Genomic DNA, 21817 nt, shown 5'->3' on the forward strand with positions numbered 1-21817 from the left:
CTAATAATTCATCAGTTGTATAAAGAACAAATAAACTCTTTGGATTTTTTTCTTTAATTTCTTCACACATTTTTGAAAGAACTTTATTCATTCCTCTGTGTTTTCCGCTGACAGTAAGAAGTCCATCCTTGATGGTAATAATAGGAAGGATATTTAGCAGGTTTGATAGGACGAATTGAGTTTTAGTAAGTCTACCTCCAGCATATACATATTCCATAGTTTCTACAGTTACAAGAACATTGTGTTGTGCGGAAAGCTCAGTATATCTAGCTTCAATATTTTCAAAGGATAAACTACCTTCTTCGAATTCTTTAATTATTTTCTCGATAGCAATTCCTACCATTCGTGCTATTTGAAAAGTATCGATTATCTTGATTTCAATACCATCAATAAGTTCTTTAGCTTGTACGAAAGAAGAATATGTCCCTGATAGTTTTGAAGAGACGCTGAAAGCAACGATGCGCTCTACGCCTTGTTGTTTAAGTTCTTCATAAATTCTTAAGATTTTCCCTACTGCAGGTTGGCTTGTGCTAGGCTTTTGTCCATTATGTATTCTTTTATAAAATTCGTCAGGAGTTATAGTAACGTTATCCTCGAAAACTTCATCATCAAGACGAACTTCAACAGGGATAACTGTAATTGGATTGTTTTTTTCAAAGTTTTTATTAATTTGTAGTGCTGAATCGCACACAAAAGCTGTTTTCATAAAATTAACCTCTTGTACATTGTTTTTAAATAGTTATATTTAACTACGTTCTTATATGATATAATAAAAATAAAATTTTTTCAACTGAAAAGTGAAATAAAAAATTCACTTTTATACAAAGTGTAAGTATTAAAAGGTTAATAAAATAAGATGTTAAGGCTTTGATAATGTTGGAATTAATTTAGAAAGTTACACACTTTATCTCTAATTATATTTATATTTATTGATTGAGGCATTTAATAACTATCAAAGAATAATAAAAAGTATTACTAAACCTATAATAAAAATGAATACTTAGGCTAGATTAATTTATGTTATAATGATATTAATACAAATTGATAGAAATAGGAGGGATAAATATGATTTTAGAAAAAATTTCAGGACCTCAGGATCTTAAAAAAATTAACAATAGAAGAATTACAAACTCTGGCCGATGAAACAAGAACGGTATTATTATAAAAAATTAGTTCTCACGGAGGCCATAGTGGACCGAATTTAGGAATGGTGGAGATGACAGTTGCCTCACATCATGTATTCGATTCACCTGTAGATAAGATAATTTTTGATGTATCGCATCAAACTTATATTCGTAAAATGCTAACAGGACGCCAAAAGGCATTTATAGACCCTAAATATTATGATGATATTTCTGGATATACGAATCCAAAAGAAAGTGAGCATGATCTTTTTACTATTGGACATACCTAAACTTCATTATCGTTAGCAAGTGGTATACTGCACGCAAGAGATTTAAAGAAAGAAAAAGGAAATGTTGTGGCAATTATTGGAGATGGTTCTTTATCAGGTGGAATGGCCTATGAGAGTCTAAATACAATAGCTACATTAGGAACTAATGCAATAACTATAATAAATGATAATGACCAATCTATTGCTAAAAATCCTAAAGGTGGTATATATACTGCATTAAGAGAGCTACGTGAAAATAAAGGTCAGGTAACAAACAATATTTTTAAAGCATTAGGATATGATTATCACTACTTAGAAGATGGTAATAACTTAGAAGAACTAATTTCATTATTTAAAGAAGTAAAAGATATAGATCATCCGGTAGTATTACACATTTACACAGAAAAAGGTAAAGGATTTGAACCGGCAGAAAAAGACCATGAAAAATTCCATGCTGGTGGACCGTTTAGTTTAGAAACTGGAGAATATAAAAATCAAGGGGCCTCTTCTCAAACATACAATGGTATTACATCTCAATATTTAGCTAAAAAATTAGAAGAAGATTCATTAGCTATTGTTGTAAATGCAGGGACACCAAGAATAGTTTTCGATAGAGAAATAAGAGAAAAATTTAGAAATCAATTTGTAGATGTTGGTATTGCAGAACAACAAGCAGCAACTATGACAACAGGATTAGCTAAAAATGGAGCAAAACCTATTTGGTCAGTATTTTCTACATTCTTACAAAGAGCATATGATCAACTTTCTCATGATATGGCATTAAATAATCAAGCAGGGGTAGTATTAGTCTACGGCGCATCAATAAAATCAATGAATGATGAAAGTCATCTAGGATTTTTTGATATACCATTTATATCTCATATACCAAACTTTGTTTATTTAGCACCTACTAATAAAGAAGAGCACTTAGCGATGTTAGATTGGGCAATTAATCAAAATAATCATCCAGTAGCTATTAGAGTTCCTGTAGGAAGTGTTGTGGAAACTAGCGAAGAAGATACAACAGATTATTCTATATTAAATAAGAATAAAGTAGTTAAAGCTGGAAAACAGATTGCGATATTTGGAGTTGGAAACTTTTATGGCTTAGCTGAAAAAGTCGTTGAACAACTGAAATCTAAACATAATATAGAAGCAACATTAGTAAATCCAAAGTTCTTAACAGGTTTGGATAAAGAATTATTAAATTCTTTAGAAGAAAATCATAAGTTAGTTGTAACGATTGAAGATGGTATAGTAGAAGGTGGATACGGTCAAATTGTAGCAAGCTTCCTAGGAAATATAGGCTTAAAAGTACAAAACTATGGAATAAATAAAAAATTCTATGATAGATATAAAGTAGAAGAATTAATGGAAGAAAATGGTTTAACCGTAGATAATATAGTAAAAAATATTATAGAAAGTCTATAAAATAAGTAAAAGCATCTTAAATTTTTGAGGGTGCTTTTTCTATTTAAAACTATATTATATAAATTATTTTGTTTAGAAATATATGTAGTTAAACTCATGAGAGTAGGGTTTTATAAAAAATTAAAGCGTTTTTCTTTTTAAGAGAAAATAACTGTATTAATTTTTTGAAACGCTAACATTATAATAAATGTAGGTGGTGAAGCAAATGGAGATTTTTAATTATGATAATAGAAGTTTGAGACTACTAAATATACTAGAATCTAACTTTTTAGTTCAGGATCAATACTTACTAGATGTATTAAAGGTAAGTTCAAAAACTATTAGTAATGAAATAAAATCTTTAAATGAATTATTTGAAGACTGTGCATACATAGAAAATAAAAATTCAAATTATAGTCTTTTTATTACAAAGTTAGAAGAATACTTAAAGAGAAAAAGATCTATATATGAAGCTAGTGTTAATTTTGATTCTAGTAAGGTAAGGCTAGTATATATATTTAAGACATTAGTTTCATCGGGCGAAAGTGCACTAATAGACGATTTAGCTTTTGAAATGATAGTTAGTAGAACAACTTTAAATTCCGATATAAAAAAATTAAATGACATTATAAGTAGTTATAATCTTGTTATAAAAGGAAAACCTAATACAGGTATTAAAGTAGTTGGTCTAGAAAAAGATATTAGAATTTTTATTTTAGAAAATATTTTTAATTATATGTACAAGGAAGATATTTTTGATAAAGATGATAATATGTTTTTTGATGAAACATTTGAAAAGTACAAAATTGATAAACAGGCAAAAGCTGAATTTTTCAGATACTTAACAGTGTCTTTAGATCGATTTGCTAATGGCTTTTATCTAAACTTTGAAGAAAAGCAATATGAAGAATTATTAAACAACTACGCACAACCTTTTATTAACGAGATAAGTGATTATATAGAGAATAAATATAAGATAAGCTTATCTACTGATGAAATCAAATTTTTAGCGATTTGCTTTGCTACGATGAGAGTTCCTACAAAAATAAATAAAATAAGAGAAAATCTAAAATATACTGAAGAGTATACAAAACTTGTTCAGGAAATTTTAGAAACAGTTGTTTACGAGTATGGACTTGAATTTGATACTTCGGATATAATTGAAGAATTTATCTATCATATATACTTCTTAATGGAACGATTAAAATACGGTGTTAGATATAACAACAATATGAAAGAGAAAATTAAAGAACAATATCCGGTATCATATAAAATTGCTAAAACTGCCAGTAAAGTAATTAACAATAAGTATAACTATATAGTTTCAGAAGATGAAATTAGTTATCTAGCAATATATTTTGAAACGTTATTGAAGAAAATAAAAGTTCAATCTGAAAATCTAAGTGTCTTGTTGATAACTAATTCAGGACCAGCATATAGCAAACTTATGATAAATGAAATAGAAAGTATAATAGTAAATTCACAAGTATCAGCATACACCACTTTTGAAAAAGTTGATTATAGTAAATTTAATATTATAATTTCTACTGAGGATATGAAGTTTGAAACAGAAATGCCGGTTATTTATCAAAATGAAATTTTAGATAAGATGTACTTGAAAAAAGAAATTAATTTTCTACAATATGTTAATAAAATGAATAATCCTAGTATTCGAGGAATGGAATCAGTATTGCTAAGCTCGATGAGAGAAGAGACATTTTTCAAATGTGATAGCAAAAAAACATATGCTGAAAATATTGATTTTATGATAGAAGAGTTAATAAAACAGCATTTAGTAGATGATAAGTTTTTAAAGAGAATCAGAGAAAGAGAAAAAAAATCGTCTATGATTTTTGAGAAAAATGTAGCATTTCCACATACGATAAATAAACTGGGAGATGATTTAATAATTGCTCTAGGGGTAAGCGAAAAAGGATTTAAGGATAATAAAGACTTAAAACTAATATTTATGGCGTGTGTACCTGAAGGAGAAAAAAATGGGTTGATTTTAGCTAAAACCTATGATGAATTAATTTCTATTATTAAAGATGAAAAATTAATTACAGATATATCTAAAATAGATAATTATGACTTATTAGTAAATTACTTTATAAAAAATACTAATTTATATAGATAGCAATTAGGAGGACATATGAATTTAATAGTTTTAGGAATACTCTTTATTTTAGCATTTATTTTACAATATGCTTTAACTTATGTTCAGTTAAATAGTTTCAAACGAAGCTATAGTAAACTTAGACGAATAGGTAGAGTAGTAATAGGAAGAAAAAAAGGTGCTGCACGTGCGGGAGCAATTGTTATGCTAGCTATAGACGATAATGATAAGGTTATCACTGGAGAAGCTATGCAAGGAGTAACAGTACTTGCTAGATTTAAAAAATTTGAATATTTCAATGGTCTTAAAGTAGGGACTATAAATAGAGAAGATTGTAAAGCGATAAAACTATCAGCATCTTTAACTAGTGCAGTGCTTGACGGAGTTGTTAATTATAAAACAATTTCTGCTGGTGGACAGGTTGAAATGGAGCTAAGTCCATTTGGGAAATTAGCAAAAAAATTAAAATTAAATTAAATATTATAAGGAGGACAATATGGATTATATTGTTAAATTAGCATCAGGCTTTACAGGTTTATTTGACGAAGGTGCAAAAGTATTCGTAAGTTGGGTTGGAGGAATCGTACCGAAAGTATTATTACTACTTGTATTTATGAATGCATTAGTTGCTTTTATTGGACCACACAGAGTAGAAAAATTTGCTAAAGTGTGTTCTAAAAATGTAATTTTAGCTTACGGAATTTTACCATTCGTTTCTGCATTTATGTTAGCAAACCCTATGGCATTATCAATGGGTAAATTTTTACCAGAACGTATGAAACCTAGTTATTATGCATCTGCATCATATCACTGTCATACAAACAGTGGGATATTTCCACACATTAACGTTGGTGAAATTTTCATCTACTTAGGTATTGCAAATGGAATTACTCAATTAGGATTAGACGTTACACCATTAGCAATTAGATACCTTCTTGTAGGGTTAGTAATGAACTTCTTTGCTGGATGGGTTACAGATTTCACAACAAAAATTGTTATGAAACAACAAAAAATTGAATTAAGTAATGAATTAAAAGCGTAGGATTAGGAGAAATAATTATGACATACGGAACAATTAAAATAGAAAAAGGTAGTGGTGGTTTCGGTGGACCTTTAGTAGTAACTCCAAAACCAGGAAAAGATAAAATTTTATATATCACAGGTGGTGGAGCTGAACCTGAAATCGTAGAAAAAATCGTAAAATTAACAGGTGCTACAGCGGTTAATGGATTTAAAACATCAGTACCAGACGAAGAAATTTTCTTAGCAATTATTGACTGTGGTGGAACATTACGTTGTGGTATTTATCCACAAAAAAGAATTCCAACAGTTAACATTATGCCTGTTGGACCAAGTGGACCACTTGCTAAATTTATTAAAGAAGATATTTATGTTTCAGCTGTAGGATTAGATCAAATCTCATTAGCTGAAGGTAGTGAAGAAGTAGTAGTTGAGGAAAAAACTCAAGAAGAACCAAAACGTGAATTTAAATATAGTGCAGATAAAAAAGTTTCACAAAGTTTAGCAGAAAATGCTAAATCATCTGTTATTCAAAAAATCGGTATGGGTGCTGGTAAAGTAGTTCATACATTATACCAAGCTGCAAGAGATGCAGTTCAATCAATGATTACAACAATTTTACCATTTATGGTATTTGTTGCGATGTTAATAGGGGTTATCCAAGGATCAGGATTTGGTAACTGGTTTGCTAAATTATTAACTCCGTTAGCAGGAAACATCTTTGGATTAGTAGCTTTAGGATTTGTATGTTCTATTCCACTATTATCAGCGTTACTTGGACCTGGTGCAGTAATTGCACAAATTATCGGTACATTAATTGGGGTTGAAATCGGAAAAGGAACTATTCCTCCACAATTAGCATTACCTGCATTATTTGCAATCAATACACAATGTGCTTGTGACTTTATCCCAGTTGGTTTAGGTCTTGCAGAAGCTGAACCAGAAACAGTAGAAGTAGGGGTAGTATCTGTACTTTACTCAAGATTTATTATTGGGGTGCCAAGGGTTATCGTAGCTTGGTTAGCAAGCTTTGGAATGTACTCTTAAAATTTTATAGGAAGCGGTCTTCGCTTCCTACATTAACGACATAGTCGACCGTAAATGAATGAATAAAAATATAAGCAAAGGAAGAATGAGTATGATAATTTATGAAAATACAATAAAAAGTAAAGGAAGTCTTGTAGGTGAATTTGGTGATGGGATGTTTATCCTTTTTGGAGATAATGCACCAGATATGTTAAAAGATTATTGTTATGGAATTGATGTAGTACCTACTAATACAACTATTGAAGTAGGTCAAACATTAAAAGTAGATGGAGAAGAGTTTGAAATTCTTGGTGTAGGTGATGTAGCTGAGAAAAATCTAGTAGACTTAGGACATCTAACAGTGCATTTCTCTGGTGATTTAGATAATTTATTACCAGGGGCAATCGTAGTGGAAGAAAAAAGCTGTCCAGCAATTGATATTAATACAAAAATTACAATAGAAAAATAATAAGGAGAAATAATTATGAGTTGGTTAAATTTAGAAGGAAAAACAGTAGTAGTAACAGGTGGAGCATCAGGTATTGGAGCAGCAGTAGTTGATGAATTCTTAAATCAAGGATGTAATGTAGTAGTAAGTGACTTAGCAGAAAAAGAGTCTGATAATGATAAATTACTATATGTTAAATGTGATGTAACTAAGAGAAGCGATGTTAAAGAAGTTGTAGCTAAAACTTTAGAAAAATTTGGAACAATCGATATTCTTGTAAATAATGCTGGAATTAATATTCCTCGTTTATTAGTAGATAAAAATGATCCTGAAGGGAAATATGAGTTTAGTGACGAAGTATACGACAAAATTATGGATATAAATGTAAAAGGTCTATTTATCTTCTCTCAAGAAGTTGGACGTATACTAGTTGCTAAAGGTAGTGGTGTAATAGTAAACATGTCTTCAGAATCTGGATTAGAAGGATCAGAAGGGCAAAGTATTTATGCTGCAAGTAAAAATGCTGTAAACTCACTTACACGTTCTTGGGCAAAAGAACTGGGTAAATTAGGAGTTAGAGTAGTAGGTGTAGCACCAGGTATATTAGAAGCGACAGGACTTAGAACATTAGCTTACGAAGAAGCGTTAGCTTACACTCGTGGAGTAACAGTAGAACAAATTCGTGCGGGGTATACAAGTACAAAAACTACTCCACTAGGAAGAGATGGGAAATTATCAGAAGTTGCGGATTTAGTTACATACATAGCAAGTGATAGAGCAAGTTATGTTCATGGTGTTACGTATAATGTAGCAGGTGGAAAAACAAGAGGTTAATAGATGAAATAGGGGAGATTCCCCTATTTTTTGTAGTTTGTGATTTTTTATTATTTCTATTATAATAACTGTAAAGAACAAAAAGTGAGGTTGGTTAAATGGATATAAAAGCTGTGTTATTTGATATGGATGGACTAATGGTTGATACGGAAAGTTTGGCGACTGAAGCGTTTATTCATAGTGCGAAAAAGCAAGGATATGATATGACAAAAGAAGAGACACTTCTAGTATTAGGATTTACTACTAAAAGTATTTATGATTTTTGGGAAAATTATTTCAAAAATTCTGATGTTAGTGGAAAACAACTAGTAGATGATCATTATAAATATATAGAAGATATTTTATTTACCACAGGGCCAAGGAAAATGCAATATATCGAAGAGTTATTAAAATATTTGAAAAATAGTAATTATAAAGTAGCGGTAGCATCATCATCTAGTATGAACCACATAATAAATAATATGGAAAAGACTGACTTGAAGAAATATATAGATGAGTTTGCTAGTGGAGCTGAGGTTGAAAATGGGAAGCCGGCACCGGATGTGTTCTTATTAGCTGCAAAGCGCTTAGGTGTAAAATCAGAAGAGTGTTTAGTTTTAGAAGATTCTAAGGCTGGTGTGATAGCGGGGAGTTCGGCAGGAGCTAAAGTTATTATGGTTCCTGATATGTTTAAACCAGATGAAGTTTGTAAAGAAAAAGCTTATAGAATTGTTAATAATCTGGGAGAGGTTATAAGTATTTTAGAGGAGAAAAATAATGAAAATTTTAATAGATAGTGCAGATGTAGAAAAAATTAAAGAAATATCGAAATATAGAGAGATAACAGGAATAACGACTAATCCAACAATCTTATCGAAAGTAGAAGGAAATATTAAAAATATTTTAAAAGAATTAAAGCAATTTACTTATGATAAATATGAAATTCATATACAAACAACAGAAAGTGAAGTTGAAGGAATATTAAGTGAAGCAAGAGTACTTAGAAAATTTTTTGGAGAAACATTTTATATAAAAATTCCTGTAACAAAGGCTGGTTTAGAAGCTATTAAACTCTGTTCAAGCGAGGGGATTAAGGTGACAGCTACAGCAGTTCTAAGTCCTATGCAAGCATTGGCTGCTGCCATGAATGGAGCAAGTTATGTAGCGCCGTATGTGAATAGAATGGAAAATGTCGGACAAGACGCAACAGAAATAATTTCTGTAATAAGTGATTTATTAATAGATTATCCAACAGAGATTTTGGCTGCGAGTTTTAAAAATATAAAACAGATTCAAGAAGTCTTGCTTCAAGGAGCTGGAGCAGTAACTATATCTCCTGAATTAATAGAAACAAGTGTTTGGCATCCTTATACAGATAAGTCTGTTATAGACTTTAAAATTGATTGGAAAAATAAATTTGGTGATAAAAAAATTGTTGATATGATATAATAATTAAAAATAAAATATGTTTAGAAATGGAGAATAGTATGAATAATATGAATAACGTAGAAGGTATGACGGATGAACAGTTTATGGCTTATAAAGAGATACTTCTGCAGTTAGTTTTAGAGATGATAGAAAATAGTGAAACGCTAGAAGAAGCAAAAAATAAAATAGAAAAACTAATGAAATAATTTTTAGAATCAACTCAATAAATAATTAGAAAGTCTAAACCTTCGAGCGAAGCCTAGTGATTATGATGATATTGAGTTGATTTTATTATAAGGAGAATAAAATGATTGGTCTTGTTTTTGATGTGGATGATACATTGTATGAACAGATAGTTCCATTTGAGAATGCGTATAAGAGTCTATTCGATATGGATATTGATATCGAGAAGTTTTATCTTTTAAGTAGATATTATAGCGATGTAAAATTTGAGGCTTCAAGAAATGGGGAGATGACTATGGATGAATATCATATTTATAGGATTCAAGAAGCGGCTAAGGATTTAGGTGTGTGTTTGACTGCTGAACAGGCACTCAGTATGCAAAAAGAATATAAAAAGAATCAACAAAAATTGCAAATGTCTAATACAACTATAAGTATTTTAGAACTGGCGAAAGAGAATAATGTAAAGCTAGGAATTATTACTAATGGACCAAGCGAACACCAATGGGCTAAGACAAAAGCATTAGGCGTTGAAAAATGGATTGCTAAGGAGAATATTATAGTCTCTGGAGATTATGGTATAAATAAACCGGATGTTAGAATATTTGAGATTATGCAAGAAAAGCTACAACTTCCTAATGATTCTCTATACTATATAGGAGATTCAATAGAAAATGATATAGTTGGAGCAAACAATGCAGGCTGGAAGTCTATTTGGATAAATCGTTATAAGCAAAAATCACCAAAGGAAGTAGATATTTATAAAATAGCGGAAAATAATAATGAATTGTTTGAAATTATTGAAAAAATTTTTGAAAAGTAAAATAAAATAGTTTTAGTTAGTTAATTTTTATGGTAAAATTAGTTATATTGATTTTATTAGAAGTTTACTAGAATAAAATTGAACTAGTGCTTTGTCTAAGGAGGAAAAAAGTATGAAATTAGTATTTTTTAATTTAAGAGAAGATGAAAAGAGTGCTTTAGAAAGTTGGAGAAATTCTCACCCTGAGGTTGAAGTTGATGTTTATACTGAAGAGCTTTCATTAGCTAATAAGCACTTATTAGAAGGAAAAGAAGGTGTAGTTTTAGCTCAAAACAAACCTTTCGAACGCGATGTATATGAATATGCAAAGGATCAAGGAGTTAAGGTTTTTGCGACACGTTCTGCTGGTTTTGATATTTATGATTTAGAATTAATGTCAGAGCTTGGGATTAAAATGACCAATGTTCCATCATATTCACCAAATGCTATTGCTGAACATGTTCTTACTTCTGCGTTGCGTATTAGTAGAAATACAAATAAAATTCAACGCAATATAGAAAAACATAATTTCTCTTGGAATCCAGGGATATTATCTCGTGAGCTTAGAACTTTAACAGTAGGTGTTATAGGTACTGGAAGAATAGGTACTCAAGCTGCTCGATTATTCAATGCTTTAGGGTCTAAAGTTATAGGTTATGATGTATATCGAAATGAAGCGGCAAAAGAAGTACTAGATTATGTTGAGAATCTAGATGACTTAATAGCGAACTCTGATATCATTACTATTCATATGCCGGCTATTAAAGAATACAACCACATGGTAAATGATGAATTTCTTGCTAAGATGAGAGATAATTCAATCTTATTAAACGCGGCTCGTGGTATGCTAGTTGATACAAAGGCTGTATTACGTGCTTTAGATAGTGGGAAACTTCTTGGTGCAGGGTTAGATGTTTACGAAAATGAAGGTAAATATGTTCCTAAAAACTTTGAAGGAAAAGAGTTTGATGATGAATTATTACAAACGCTAATAGATCGTGATGATGTAATCTACACACCACATACAGCGTTTTATACAGAAACTGCAATCCAAAACCTTGTAGAAGGTGGATTAGAAGCGGCTGTTGAAGTAATTACAACTGGGACATCTGCAAATGTTGTAAATAAATAAAATATAGTTGAAGGGGCTATCTAAAAAGCCCTAAAATTTAATAAAGTTCATATGAAAATTCATAGACGCAGTGGTTTATTGATTTTAAAAATAGCTTTATAAAGGCTTTTTTGAAATCAATAAAATGTGTAGGAGTGCCTCGATAAAATCGATTTCTGCGAAATTACGATTTTTGAGTCACTCCCTTTTTCTTATAAAAAAAATTTTTTAGGAGGGTGAATATAGAAAAAAAATCCGACATTGTCAGATCTTAAAATTTTAATTTACTATTTTTTTAATAAATCACGGATTTCTTTAAGAAGTTCTTCTTTAGCATCAACCTCTGATGCTTTTTCTTCAGCTTCTTCTTCTTTAGACATTTTATCTTTAGCTGTGTTGATAGCTTTAACGAAAATGAAGATTGCGATTGCTGTAATTAAGAAGTCGATTGTAATTTGAATAAAGTTACCGTATTTAATGTTATTCCACGCTAAGTTAGTGAAGTCTGGTTTAGCAGGGAAAAGTAATCCGATTAGAGGCATCATAATGTCGGTTACTAATGAACTAACGATTTTTCCGAATGCAGCCCCCATGATAACCCCGATAGCAAGATCTAATACATTTCCTTTAAATGCAAATTTTTTGAATTCATTTAACATAAAAAATATCTCCTTTTAAAAATTAATACTAGAGTATATTATATCAAAATATCAATAAAATCAAGTATAAGAACTCACTTTTATGAAAAAAACAAAAGAAAACGTATTTTGATTTTAGTTATTATATTAGTTAAATATTTTTTTTATAAATTATATATGTATTTGCTAAGTATTTGTAATTAGCACATAATTTACCGAATAAACAAGAAAACTAACCGAATATGCATTATCTATAGATTTTTAAATATTTATTATATAAAATATAATTATGAAAGGAGCTAAAGATATGAAAGTTGAATTAAATATATGAAAGGAGGTGAAAATGTGAAAGTAGAATTAAATATAGATAAGAAATTTGAAGAAATAATAGTTACTATATCAGCAAATAAAGTGAATGATAAGATTCAAAATTTAGTGAATTATATAGAAAATAAGGAAGATTACTTTATAGGAGTTTTAGATGGGAAAGTACGTTTATTAAATACGGAGGATATTATAAGGGTATATGTTGAAGATAGAAAAGTATATGTAGTTACAGTTGAAGGTAGATTTATTGTTAGAAAAAAATTATATGAAGTGCAGAGTACATTAACTAAGGATTTTATAAAAATATCTCAAAGTGAAATAGCTAATGTTAAATATATTCATAGCTTAGATTTAGGATTGAGAGGAACAATAGTTATAAATTATAAAAATTCGGACATAAGTTATGTATCACGTAGGATGTTAAAAGTTATAGGAGGTATTAAAATGAAATTATTTCAAAAAATTATAATATTTATGTTGTTAGGGGTAGGAGTAGGAAACGTTATTAATCTAATATTTGGTATTTTGTATGGTCAGTTTTATCCTGGCATGCCATTGTATATTCAGAGTTTTGATAATCTAAATACGGCAGTATTAATTCAAACCTTAGTATATGCTATTTTAGGTTTATTACAAGGATTAGCTGGTAAAGTATTTCAAAGTAAGTTAAATGATAACATAGTAATAGTATTTGTATCACATTATTTTCTTATTATGTTACCACTTGTGTTAGCGGGTTATTATTTGAAATGGTTTAGTAGTCTTACTACTTTAATTTTAATGCTGATTACAGCTACTGTGGTTTATGTTTTAATAGGAATAGTTCGATATTTTAGTATTAAAAATAGTATAAGTGAGATAAATATAAAATTAAGAGAGAATATGTAAGATTCAGTTGTCCAAAAGGAGGAGCAACACAAATTAATGATTTTGTGTTGCTCCTCTAAATTTTATAACAGATTATAAAATACTTTTTAAAGAATACCTGACATAGAAATGTTTTTTAATTTTTATTTTAAATATTATTTTTCTTCTACTTTATCTTTCTTTAAGAATTTGTTAAGTAGATTAGATGCTTTAGCTTTGTTTTCTTCTACTTTTCCAGAAAGATTTTCGATTTTTTGATCTGTGTTTTTTTTGAATCCAGTAACATTAGATTTCATGTTATCTACTGAAGATTGTAGTCCATTGATAGATGATGCTAATCCTTCGGCAGAGTTGAATAAAGGGTCTAATTTTTCAGATTTAACTTGTAAGTCTTCAGCTAAGATATTTGTATTTTGTAGTAATATATTAGCTTCTGCCATAATTGGTTCTAAGTTACCTTCAACTTTTTTAACTGTGTTATTTAAATCTTTAGCAAGAACAAGCGCTTCTTCAGCGACATTTGTGACATCCTCTACACATTCTGTAGCAACATTTAAAGATTTTCTAACAGTTCCAAGTGTAATTGCTGTGCTTATGCATAGGATTAGAACTCCTACACCTGCTAAAAAGATTCCAGCGTATGCTAAAATTAACCAGTTTATATCTAACATAAAATTTTCCTCCTTGAATATAATTAATTATAATTAAAATTTGATGATAATATAATTAATTATTTTGATTTTTGTTCTATAAATTTATGACAAAGTTTGTTTATATTTCCAGCCCCCATAAATAGGAAAACACTATTATCAAAATTAAGTTTATCAAAATCGTCTTCTCTATTTATTATTTGAGCTCCTTTAGTTACTTTTTGTAAATCTTCTATTCCCACGATTTTTTCTTTTTCACGAACAGAAGCAAAAATTGGACAAAGGAATACTCGATCGGCTGTTTCCAAACTTTCAGCGAATTCATTTAAGAATTTAGCTGTACGTGTATAAGTGTGTGGTTGGAAGATAGCGATAACTTGTTTATCTGTATATTTTCTACGTGCACTGTCGATAGTTGCTCTAATTTCGCTTGGATGGTGAGCGTAGTCGTCTACTATTACATTATTTCCAAGTTTGTGTTCACTAAATCTTCTTTCTGCAGGTTTGTACTGACTAAGAGATTCTTGGATTTTTTCTATACTGATTCCATTTATATCAGCTAAAGCTATTGCTGATGTAGCATTAGAAATATCGTGTAATCCGAAAATAGGCATAGTGAATGTTCCTAAAAGTTTAGAATTTTTGTATATGTCAAACTCACTGTGCTCTGATGTAGTTCGAATATTTTTAATTTGATAGTCGTTCCCATCATTAAATCCATATTTAATAGTTTTTGCATTAGCTGGTTTAAGTTTAGATGCTAATCGATCATCTCCACATATAACAACTGTATTTTTAACTTGATTTACAAAACTTTGAAAGGCATCAAACATATCGTGTTCATCATTAAAATAATCAGGATGATCAAAATCTATGTTTGTTACAACTGCATAATCTGGATGATATGCAAGGAAGTGTCTGTAATATTCACATGCTTCTGCAATTATATATTCAGAATTTTTTTCACCATGACCAGTCCCATCTCCAATTAAATACGATGTAACGTGACTATGTTTAAAGATACAACTTGTCATTGTAGTTGTAGTTGTTTTTCCATGTGCTCCAGTAATTGCGATTGACGGTACATCAGAAAGAAGTTTACCAAGGAATTGTGCGTAAGTATAAGTTTTTAAACCTAATTCTTTTGCTCTTCTAAATTCAATATGTGTATCATTAAAGGCGTTCCCTAGAATAATTTCATAACCTTCTTTAATATTTTCTGCTCCATAATAAAACATTGGAATGTTTCTTTGCTCTAATTTTTCTTGTGTAAAAAAGTATGTTTCTTCGTCTGAACCTTGTACTTCGTGCCCCATATCATGAGCAATCTGTGCAAGTGAGCTCATACCGGAACCTTTAATACCTATAAAATGATATTTACTCATTAACCTATCTCCTAAATTGTCTATATTAACATAAAAAATTTCCTTATTTTTTTCCATAAGCAATTCAATTTTACACCAAAATGGATAAAAATTCAATTAATAGGGATGTTTTATAAATGAATACTTTCAAAAATTTTCTTAATTTTTCATTTGAAAGTAATAATATTATATTTAGGATATTTTTAAGTTGATGATATTAGAAGAGCAACCCATGTTTAACGACATTAGAGAATCGATTAAATAGAGTTGCTCGTATGTATTTATATTTAGTGTTGAAGAAGATTTAAATAATATTTGTTATACATAATCTACTATCATATTATTACAAAGTTATTGTTTATATTGTAATGTAATGAAAATATTAATGCTGTTAATAAGTTAAACAATTTTATTTAAAGTAGATAATGCATATACTATTATTATCTTCTATGTTTTCTTCTAGAGAAGATTGCTGCTCCACTTAAAATTAATCCTAAAGTGACTAATGAAGCTAAGTTAGAATTTGTTAATCCAGTTTTAGGTAATAATTTGTTAAGTGATGCACTAGTATTAGGCTGTGTAACTTCACTTTGTTGCTTGCTTTGAGTAGGTGTATTACCTGCAGGATTATGATTTGAAGTAGAATTTTCACTAGGAGAATTACTTGGTTTGTTTGCGTTAGATACTATTGCGAATTTACTGAAGTGATCTATTTCAAATGTTACAACACCATCTTTTATAGTAGAGTCTATTAATTTTAACTCCCCGTTATCTTTTATGTGATAGATAGCGACATCTTTTTCTCCTTCTTTTAATACTATAGCTACAGTACGTTTTGAGTTTGAGTCAACAACAGTGTTGTTTTTATCAAGAAGTTTCAAGTCTAATATTCTGATTTGATTATCTGCTGGTAAATTTAATTTTTCTAAAACTGTAGTTGTTAGGGCTTTATCTTCTACTGGTGTTACTGATAGTTTTGCTGTGTTTGTTTTGTCTGTTAGGGTAACTTTAACTCCAAAAGCATCGTTTGAGAATATATTATTTATAATATTGTCAGATGGATTTGGGTTGTTTTCAGGATTAACTACATTAGAATTGTCGTTACCTGAGTTAGAGTTATCGTCAGGTTTAACTACATTAGAATTGTTGTTACCTAAGTTAGAGTTATCGCTAGGTTTAACTACATTAGAATTGTTGTTACCTGAGTTAGAGTTATCGTCAGGTTTAACTACATTAGAATTATTGTTACCTGAGTTAGAGTTATCACTAGGTGTGACTACAGTAGAATTGTTGTTGCCTGAGTTAGAGTTATCATCAGGTTTAACTACATTAGAATTGTTGTTGCCTGAGTTAGAGTTATCACCAGGTTTAACTGTAGTAGAATTGTTATTACCTGAGTTAGAGTTATCATCAGGTTTAACTACATTAGAATTGTTGTTACCTGAGTTAGAGTTATCATCAGGTTTAACTACATTAGAATTGTTATTACCTGTGTTAGAGTTATTTTCTTTGTCAGTTTTATGTTTAGAATATTGTTCTAAGGCTTTATCTAAGTTTGATTTTTCTTCTTTGATTTTCTCTACAGATTTTTCTTCATCGTATACTTTTTGAGCTTTTTCAGTAGCTTCTTTTAATTTAGTATATTCTTCTTTATTAATCTCAGTTTTATCTTTATCATCGTTAACTAGTATTTTAGCTGTTTCTAGAGGTAAAAGAAGATTTGCTTTTTCAGTAGCAAGTTTTTTAGCTGTTTGATCAGCTTCAGATTCGTTAGGTTTATTTCCTTCGTTGTTGACAGGATTATCGACTTTGTCATTAGGTTTATTTCCTTCGTTGTTAGAGTTTTCGCCATTACCGTTAGAAGAGTTGCCTTCGTTATTAGTAGGTGTATCAACTTTGTCGTTAGGTTTATTTCCTTCGTTGTTGACAGGATTATCGACTTTGTCGTTAGGTTTGTTTTCCTCAGCTGGAGTCGCTTCTTTTAATCCATTAACTGCATCTTCAATCTCTTTTATAAGAGTAGAGCGAGTGTCTTCTAAGTTTCTAGTTTCTTTAGCTTTATTGATGAACTCTGTAGCTTTAGTAATAACTGCAGTTAAATTGCTTTTAGATTCCTCTGAGTATTTATTAGTAGCGATTTTATCTTGTGCAGTTTTTACAGCTTCTTCTAGTTTTGAAGTATCATATCTAAGCATAGTAGAGTATGTTTGAACGTCATTAAATAGCTTCAATATTTCATTAGATTTAGGGTTGTTATGAACTAAATCTTCTAATTTATCTATTTTTCCTTGAAGGTAGTTATCTACAGCGTTGATACTTTCTTTGCTATATTTTTTGCTGTCTTTATCAGAATTAAAGTTAGCTTCAGCTTCTGCATTTGAAGTTCTAAGTTGGATAAGTAGATCATATTGATTTTTTAAATCTGATAATTCTGTGAATGCAGTAGAAATATCTTCTGTGCTAGCAGTGTTATTTTTTAAAACACTTTGTGCAGCATTTATTTTGTTACCGAAGTTTTTAATTACTGCCATGTCTTGACTCACGTTTGCATTTTTAAATACATTATTCCAACTGTCATAATATTTGCTTGTTGTTGCATCAAATAACGCGCTTAATTGTTTTTTATCCGCAGTAATAGCAGCATTTTCTTTAGGATATTTTAATGATAATATAGCTACGTTTTCATGTTTATCTGTACCGAATAGTGTACTACTTGCAAAAGTGTTAAGTTTTATTGTAGCTGGTTTTCCTTCGATAGGTATTCTAATTTTTGAAGGATATTTATAAGAATTAGTTTGATTGTTGTAGGTTACACTTGCTGTATCTTCTTTTAATACTTGAACATCTTTTTCAGTATCGCCATCGAAGTATGTAAGTTTACTCATAACGGCAACATTAGTTGTTCCATTATTCATAGGAATAAGATCTAATTCTAAATAATTTTTCCCGTTTTCAGTTACTAGATATACATTTTTAATTATTCCATTAGCCATAGAAGGGCTAGTTAAATCTTGTTTTAATAATGATCCATCCAATTGAACTTTATTATTAGAATCTGTAGAAGGAGATTCTGTTGGATTAATTGGTTTTTCTTGAGTTGTATCGGCAGAATTATTGAATGTATTTACTGAATTTGTAAGTTTATTTAATTCTGTTAATAATGTTTCTTCACTAGCAGAATCATTTTTTAATAGTTCTTTAGCTTTAGATAATTCATTTGTTAAAGTAACAAAGGCAGATGGATCTTTTTTGCCTTGTTTTATTAATTCAACTTCGGCTATTTTATTTTTTAATTGTTCTTTTGCAGAAATAGTCTCTGTTGTGGCTTGGGAACCGTTTAAGTCAGCAATAGCAAACTTGAATTGTTCTTTGTAGTAATCTGTTAAATCTGTATTAATTTGATCATCTGTATTAGGAGATTCAGGAGTTAGTTTAGCATTAGCGACATAAGATTTTGCTTCATCGATTAATTGTTTAAGTTTAAGTTTAGCTTGAGTAACTTTATTGAAGTTATTATATGCTTCTTCAGCTTTTTTGATTTCTCCTGAAAGTTCTTCTGTATTTATACGAAGATAATCACTTAAATGCTGCACTTCACCTGTTAGTTCATCCAATTTTTCATAAACTATAACGGTACCTTCTTTTTCAAATTCACTCAAGTATGTTTGTTTTTTACCTTCTATATCAATTGGGTCAAGAGCGTTTATTTTACCTTCAACTGCATCTAGTTTTTCTTTAACCAGTGCTTTACTTTCATTCGTATAATGTGTATTATTTTTCCATTCGTTTTCGTAAGAATCTTTTGCTCCTTGTAGCGATTTATGTAGGTTAGCAAGAGAATCTAATTTTGTAGTTTCATCTAGCAGTTTATTTATAATATTGTCAACTTGTTGTTGAGTTAATGAGTCACTTGATAATAGATTTTGCACTTGAAGAATCAATTGGTTAAATGATGTTTTGAATGCTTGTTTTAAATCTTTATAATTATTTTGTACAGCATCACTATTGTAATAATCAATTTTATTTCTTAAAGCAGCTTTTAAAGGAGATTCTTTTTTTGCTTCAACTTTAGAATAGTAATCGATGTACAAATCTGTGGCTCTAGTGAAATTATCAATACCGTCTTTCCCTAATGAATAAGAGTCTTTGAAGTTGAAGTTTCCTAAAAGTGCTATCTCTATATTTTCTTTAGTAGCGTCAACAATCAGTTTTAATTTAGTAGGATAATCACGACCACCAATATTTTTTTTCTCTAAAACAATAGCGTCAGTATCGGGATTACCTAAGCTATTATATTTAAAAGTGTCAGCTAGTGCAAAATCAACTGAGCCTCCCATGATTTTAGGTTCTAATGATAATATCACTTCATTTTTCCCATTTCCTAGTTCATGAACCTCTACATTAGTAATTAATTCAGACAGATCTCTATTATATATAGTTTTTATAGGAGTTTTTGCTCCTCTATCTACGAATTTAGCTGTTACGTTATATGGAGCAACTTGTTTTGTAGTGTTTTTAACAGGGCCAGCTGGGACAGGATCTCCTTTTTGTCCATCTTTTTTAACAAGGTTATTTATAGCATCTGTTAATTGTTTTACACGATCTGATGTATCGTTAATTTGAGGATTATAGCTTTCTGTTTGCTTAATCCAGTCTTTAGCGTGATTTAATGCTTGTTCGAATTTTTCAAGAGTTACAGGCTCGTATTCACTTTTTATTTTTCTATCAGCGATATCAATTATTCTTTTTAGCTCCGCAGTATTGTATTTCAAGTAAGTGAAGTTCGCATTATCAAAATCTTTTATTAATTGAACTAGTTCTTTGATATTTTTATTATTTTTTAATGCAGGAACGCTCTTAATATATTTTTTGTAATTTTCGATACTTTCTTTTGTATATGTTTTTTCGTTATATAATTCGAAGTATTCTAGAAGTTTAGCAACTTTAATATCTAATACTTCTCGTAAGGTTGCAATATCCTCCATTTCGTGAATTGGTGTAGAAATTTCATAAAGTTTATCGTAATTAGCATTTTCAGAACGCTTCAACTCTTGTAATTTTGTTACAGCTTCAGTAATTTTAGCTCTTTGTGAGAAATCTGAAGCGGTGTCTGAAGTGTTCTCTTTTGTTAGCAACCATTCATTAACTTTATTACCACGATCAATCCAGTTTTGAATTTTCTCGTTTAATTTTTCTCTATATTTAGGGATTGCTTCGTTATTTTTTTGTGCAGATGAATAGTTTATATCTAATGCAAATGGTCCAGTTTGTTGTTTATTTCCATTTTTATCTAAATAAGTCATGTTAGATATTACCAATTGCTCAGCTTTTAATTCGCCAGGAACACTAAATGCTATGATACGTTGATCTTCAGCAGAAGGTCCTAATTTAACGTTTGTATCTAAACCAGATACTTTATTAACGACAAAGCTTGTAATTTTGCTTACCTTATCTGGGTTGGCTACAAGATTGATTTCGATATCTTGCCCTTGTTTGTAAATACCAACTAAAGATTCTTTAAATAGATTTTTTATTTCTTCTTTATTGTCAACTACTTTTTTATAGAAATCTTGTTGACCATCGCTAGAAACAGAAACCATTGTAGGTGTTTTAAAATCCGTTGTTGTGTAGAAACCATCGTCGTGTAAATCATGACTAACTTCAAAGTTATAAAGTTGAATATAATAGTTTAGTGTATTAATGGCATTTCTTGCTGTTTTTTCTGTGTAAGAGTTTGCCTCTAGTTTTACTTTTGCAGCAGCAGCTTCACTCCACATGTTATACCAAGGCGTAGTGTCAATAACATCATCAGGGACTTGGTGGTTTTCAAATGTCACATGGTAATAAGGGAAGTTAGAAGTTTTGTGGAAAAATGTAGTTCCTAAATATCTATTTGTGATAGATTGATCGTTAAATATTTTATCGATGACTGCATTTAATTCATTTTTAGTTTGTTGAGTTGCTGCAGTATCTCCGAAATCAGCTTTTGCTATATTGTTATTTGTAGGCCAAGCTTGAGCTGTGATAGAAGATATAGTAAGTGCTAATGCAACACTCATACTTGATTTTAATAATTTATTTGTTTTCATGGAATATTCTCCTTTTATATTTATATAATAATCTTATTTTAAATTAATTTTTTAAGGTTGATTAAAGATGAATTAAATTTTTTGAACTGCTCACATAAACACTATTAAAACAACCTTTAAAAATAATAGACA

17 protein-coding genes and 1 pseudogene are annotated in these 21817 nt (G+C 29.8%); 13 read left to right on the forward strand and 5 right to left on the reverse strand.

Going from position 1 to position 21817, the window contains the following annotated elements; translation table 11 throughout:
* Positions 1-706 (reverse strand): DegV family protein (locus RWQ73_RS00005; RefSeq protein WP_314406065.1); only part of this gene is annotated, 706 nt, incomplete at its 3' end.
* Between the two features lie 510 nt (positions 707-1216).
* On the opposite strand from RWQ73_RS00005, the pseudogene RWQ73_RS00010 reads away from it, so the two are divergent.
* The 12 genes and pseudogenes from RWQ73_RS00010 to RWQ73_RS00065 all read left to right on the forward strand — a co-directional run bounded on the left by RWQ73_RS00010 (position 1217) and on the right by RWQ73_RS00065 (position 11771).
* Positions 1217-2824, forward strand: a pseudogene (locus RWQ73_RS00010) (1-deoxy-D-xylulose-5-phosphate synthase).
* Positions 2825-3029: 205 nt separating this feature from the next.
* Positions 3030-4940 (forward strand): PRD domain-containing protein, encoded by a 1911-nt coding sequence (locus RWQ73_RS00015; protein ID WP_314086454.1) that lies wholly within the window; start codon positions 3030-3032, stop codon positions 4938-4940.
* A gap of 15 nt (positions 4941-4955) precedes the next feature.
* Positions 4956-5396 carry a transcriptional regulator GutM gene (locus tag RWQ73_RS00020; protein WP_314086457.1) on the forward strand — a complete coding sequence of 147 codons (441 nt, stop codon included), beginning with the start codon at positions 4956-4958 and terminating at the stop codon, positions 5394-5396.
* A 19-nt stretch (positions 5397-5415) separates the two neighbouring features.
* On the forward strand, positions 5416-5961 hold the full coding sequence (locus RWQ73_RS00025; RefSeq protein ID WP_006364082.1) for a PTS glucitol/sorbitol transporter subunit IIC: 546 nt from the start codon (positions 5416-5418) through the stop codon (positions 5959-5961).
* Positions 5962-5978: 17 nt separating this feature from the next.
* The gene (locus tag RWQ73_RS00030; protein ID WP_314406066.1) at positions 5979-6986 is read left to right on the forward strand and encodes a glucitol/sorbitol-specific PTS transporter subunit IIBC; all 1008 of its coding nucleotides are present in this window, start codon (positions 5979-5981) and stop codon (positions 6984-6986) included.
* A gap of 91 nt (positions 6987-7077) precedes the next feature.
* Positions 7078-7434, forward strand: a complete 357-nt coding sequence (locus tag RWQ73_RS00035; RefSeq protein WP_006364084.1) for a PTS glucitol/sorbitol transporter subunit IIA — start codon at positions 7078-7080, stop codon at positions 7432-7434.
* A 15-nt stretch (positions 7435-7449) separates the two neighbouring features.
* Positions 7450-8247 (forward strand): SDR family oxidoreductase, encoded by a 798-nt coding sequence (locus tag RWQ73_RS00040; RefSeq protein WP_314086463.1) that lies wholly within the window; start codon positions 7450-7452, stop codon positions 8245-8247.
* A gap of 98 nt (positions 8248-8345) precedes the next feature.
* Entirely contained in the window at positions 8346-9023 is a 678-nt protein-coding gene (locus tag RWQ73_RS00045; protein WP_314086465.1) for an HAD family phosphatase, read from the forward strand.
* Positions 9004-9675 (forward strand): transaldolase family protein, encoded by a 672-nt coding sequence (locus RWQ73_RS00050; RefSeq protein ID WP_314086467.1) that lies wholly within the window; start codon positions 9004-9006, stop codon positions 9673-9675. The genes RWQ73_RS00045 and RWQ73_RS00050 overlap by 20 nt, the downstream gene beginning before the upstream one ends.
* Before the next feature lie 38 nt (positions 9676-9713).
* Complete coding sequence (locus tag RWQ73_RS00055) at positions 9714-9860, forward strand: hypothetical protein (protein WP_314086469.1); 147 nt, start codon at positions 9714-9716, stop codon at positions 9858-9860.
* A gap of 101 nt (positions 9861-9961) precedes the next feature.
* Entirely contained in the window at positions 9962-10660 is a 699-nt protein-coding gene (locus tag RWQ73_RS00060) for an HAD family hydrolase (protein ID WP_314406067.1), read from the forward strand.
* A 112-nt stretch (positions 10661-10772) separates the two neighbouring features.
* Complete coding sequence (locus tag RWQ73_RS00065; protein WP_314406068.1) at positions 10773-11771, forward strand: D-2-hydroxyacid dehydrogenase; 999 nt, start codon at positions 10773-10775, stop codon at positions 11769-11771.
* Positions 11772-12037: 266 nt separating this feature from the next.
* On the opposite strand, the gene mscL is transcribed toward RWQ73_RS00065, so the two are convergent.
* The gene (gene mscL / locus RWQ73_RS00070; protein ID WP_314406069.1) at positions 12038-12409 is read right to left on the reverse strand and encodes a large conductance mechanosensitive channel protein MscL; all 372 of its coding nucleotides are present in this window, start codon (positions 12407-12409) and stop codon (positions 12038-12040) included.
* Positions 12410-12733: 324 nt separating this feature from the next.
* On the opposite strand from mscL, the gene RWQ73_RS00075 reads away from it, so the two are divergent.
* Positions 12734-13603, forward strand: a complete 870-nt coding sequence (locus tag RWQ73_RS00075) for a LytTR family transcriptional regulator DNA-binding domain-containing protein (protein ID WP_314406070.1) — start codon at positions 12734-12736, stop codon at positions 13601-13603.
* Positions 13604-13737: 134 nt separating this feature from the next.
* Here the strand turns inward: RWQ73_RS00075 and RWQ73_RS00080 are convergent, their stop codons facing one another.
* From RWQ73_RS00080 to RWQ73_RS00090, 3 genes are all read right to left on the reverse strand, one after another.
* The gene (locus tag RWQ73_RS00080) at positions 13738-14253 is read right to left on the reverse strand and encodes a DUF948 domain-containing protein (RefSeq protein WP_314406071.1); all 516 of its coding nucleotides are present in this window, start codon (positions 14251-14253) and stop codon (positions 13738-13740) included.
* A 59-nt stretch (positions 14254-14312) separates the two neighbouring features.
* A complete protein-coding gene (gene murC, locus RWQ73_RS00085) occupies positions 14313-15617 on the reverse strand; it encodes a UDP-N-acetylmuramate--L-alanine ligase (protein ID WP_314406072.1) in 1305 nt (434 codons plus the stop codon).
* 419 nt (positions 15618-16036) lie between these two features.
* Entirely contained in the window at positions 16037-21685 is a 5649-nt protein-coding gene (locus tag RWQ73_RS00090) for an LPXTG cell wall anchor domain-containing protein (RefSeq protein WP_314406074.1), read from the reverse strand.
* Between the last annotated feature and the right edge of the window lie 132 nt (positions 21686-21817).

The organism is uncultured Gemella sp., assembly GCF_963525875.1.
Lineage (GTDB): Bacteria > Bacillota > Bacilli > Staphylococcales > Gemellaceae > Gemella.

Bases quoted from the DNA above. Each gene is read 5' to 3' on its own strand.
- RWQ73_RS00055 (WP_314086469.1), top strand. From the start codon at position 9,714: ATGAATAATATGAATAACGTAGAAGGTATGACGGATGAACAGTTTATG.
- RWQ73_RS00030 (WP_314406066.1), top strand. From the start codon at position 5,979: ATGACATACGGAACAATTAAAATAGAAAAAGGTAGTGGTGGTTTCGGT.
- mscL (WP_314406069.1), bottom strand. From the start codon at position 12,409: ATGTTAAATGAATTCAAAAAATTTGCATTTAAAGGAAATGTATTAGAT.
- RWQ73_RS00050 (WP_314086467.1), top strand. From the start codon at position 9,004: ATGAAAATTTTAATAGATAGTGCAGATGTAGAAAAAATTAAAGAAATA.
- RWQ73_RS00040 (WP_314086463.1), top strand. From the start codon at position 7,450: ATGAGTTGGTTAAATTTAGAAGGAAAAACAGTAGTAGTAACAGGTGGA.
- RWQ73_RS00020 (WP_314086457.1), top strand. From the start codon at position 4,956: ATGAATTTAATAGTTTTAGGAATACTCTTTATTTTAGCATTTATTTTA.
- RWQ73_RS00015 (WP_314086454.1), top strand. From the start codon at position 3,030: ATGGAGATTTTTAATTATGATAATAGAAGTTTGAGACTACTAAATATA.
- RWQ73_RS00080 (WP_314406071.1), bottom strand. From the start codon at position 14,253: ATGTTAGATATAAACTGGTTAATTTTAGCATACGCTGGAATCTTTTTA.
- RWQ73_RS00025 (WP_006364082.1), top strand. From the start codon at position 5,416: ATGGATTATATTGTTAAATTAGCATCAGGCTTTACAGGTTTATTTGAC.
- RWQ73_RS00060 (WP_314406067.1), top strand. From the start codon at position 9,962: ATGATTGGTCTTGTTTTTGATGTGGATGATACATTGTATGAACAGATA.
- RWQ73_RS00035 (WP_006364084.1), top strand. From the start codon at position 7,078: ATGATAATTTATGAAAATACAATAAAAAGTAAAGGAAGTCTTGTAGGT.
- RWQ73_RS00090 (WP_314406074.1), bottom strand. From the start codon at position 21,685: ATGAAAACAAATAAATTATTAAAATCAAGTATGAGTGTTGCATTAGCA.
- RWQ73_RS00065 (WP_314406068.1), top strand. From the start codon at position 10,773: ATGAAATTAGTATTTTTTAATTTAAGAGAAGATGAAAAGAGTGCTTTA.
- RWQ73_RS00045 (WP_314086465.1), top strand. From the start codon at position 8,346: ATGGATATAAAAGCTGTGTTATTTGATATGGATGGACTAATGGTTGAT.
- murC (WP_314406072.1), bottom strand. From the start codon at position 15,617: ATGAGTAAATATCATTTTATAGGTATTAAAGGTTCCGGTATGAGCTCA.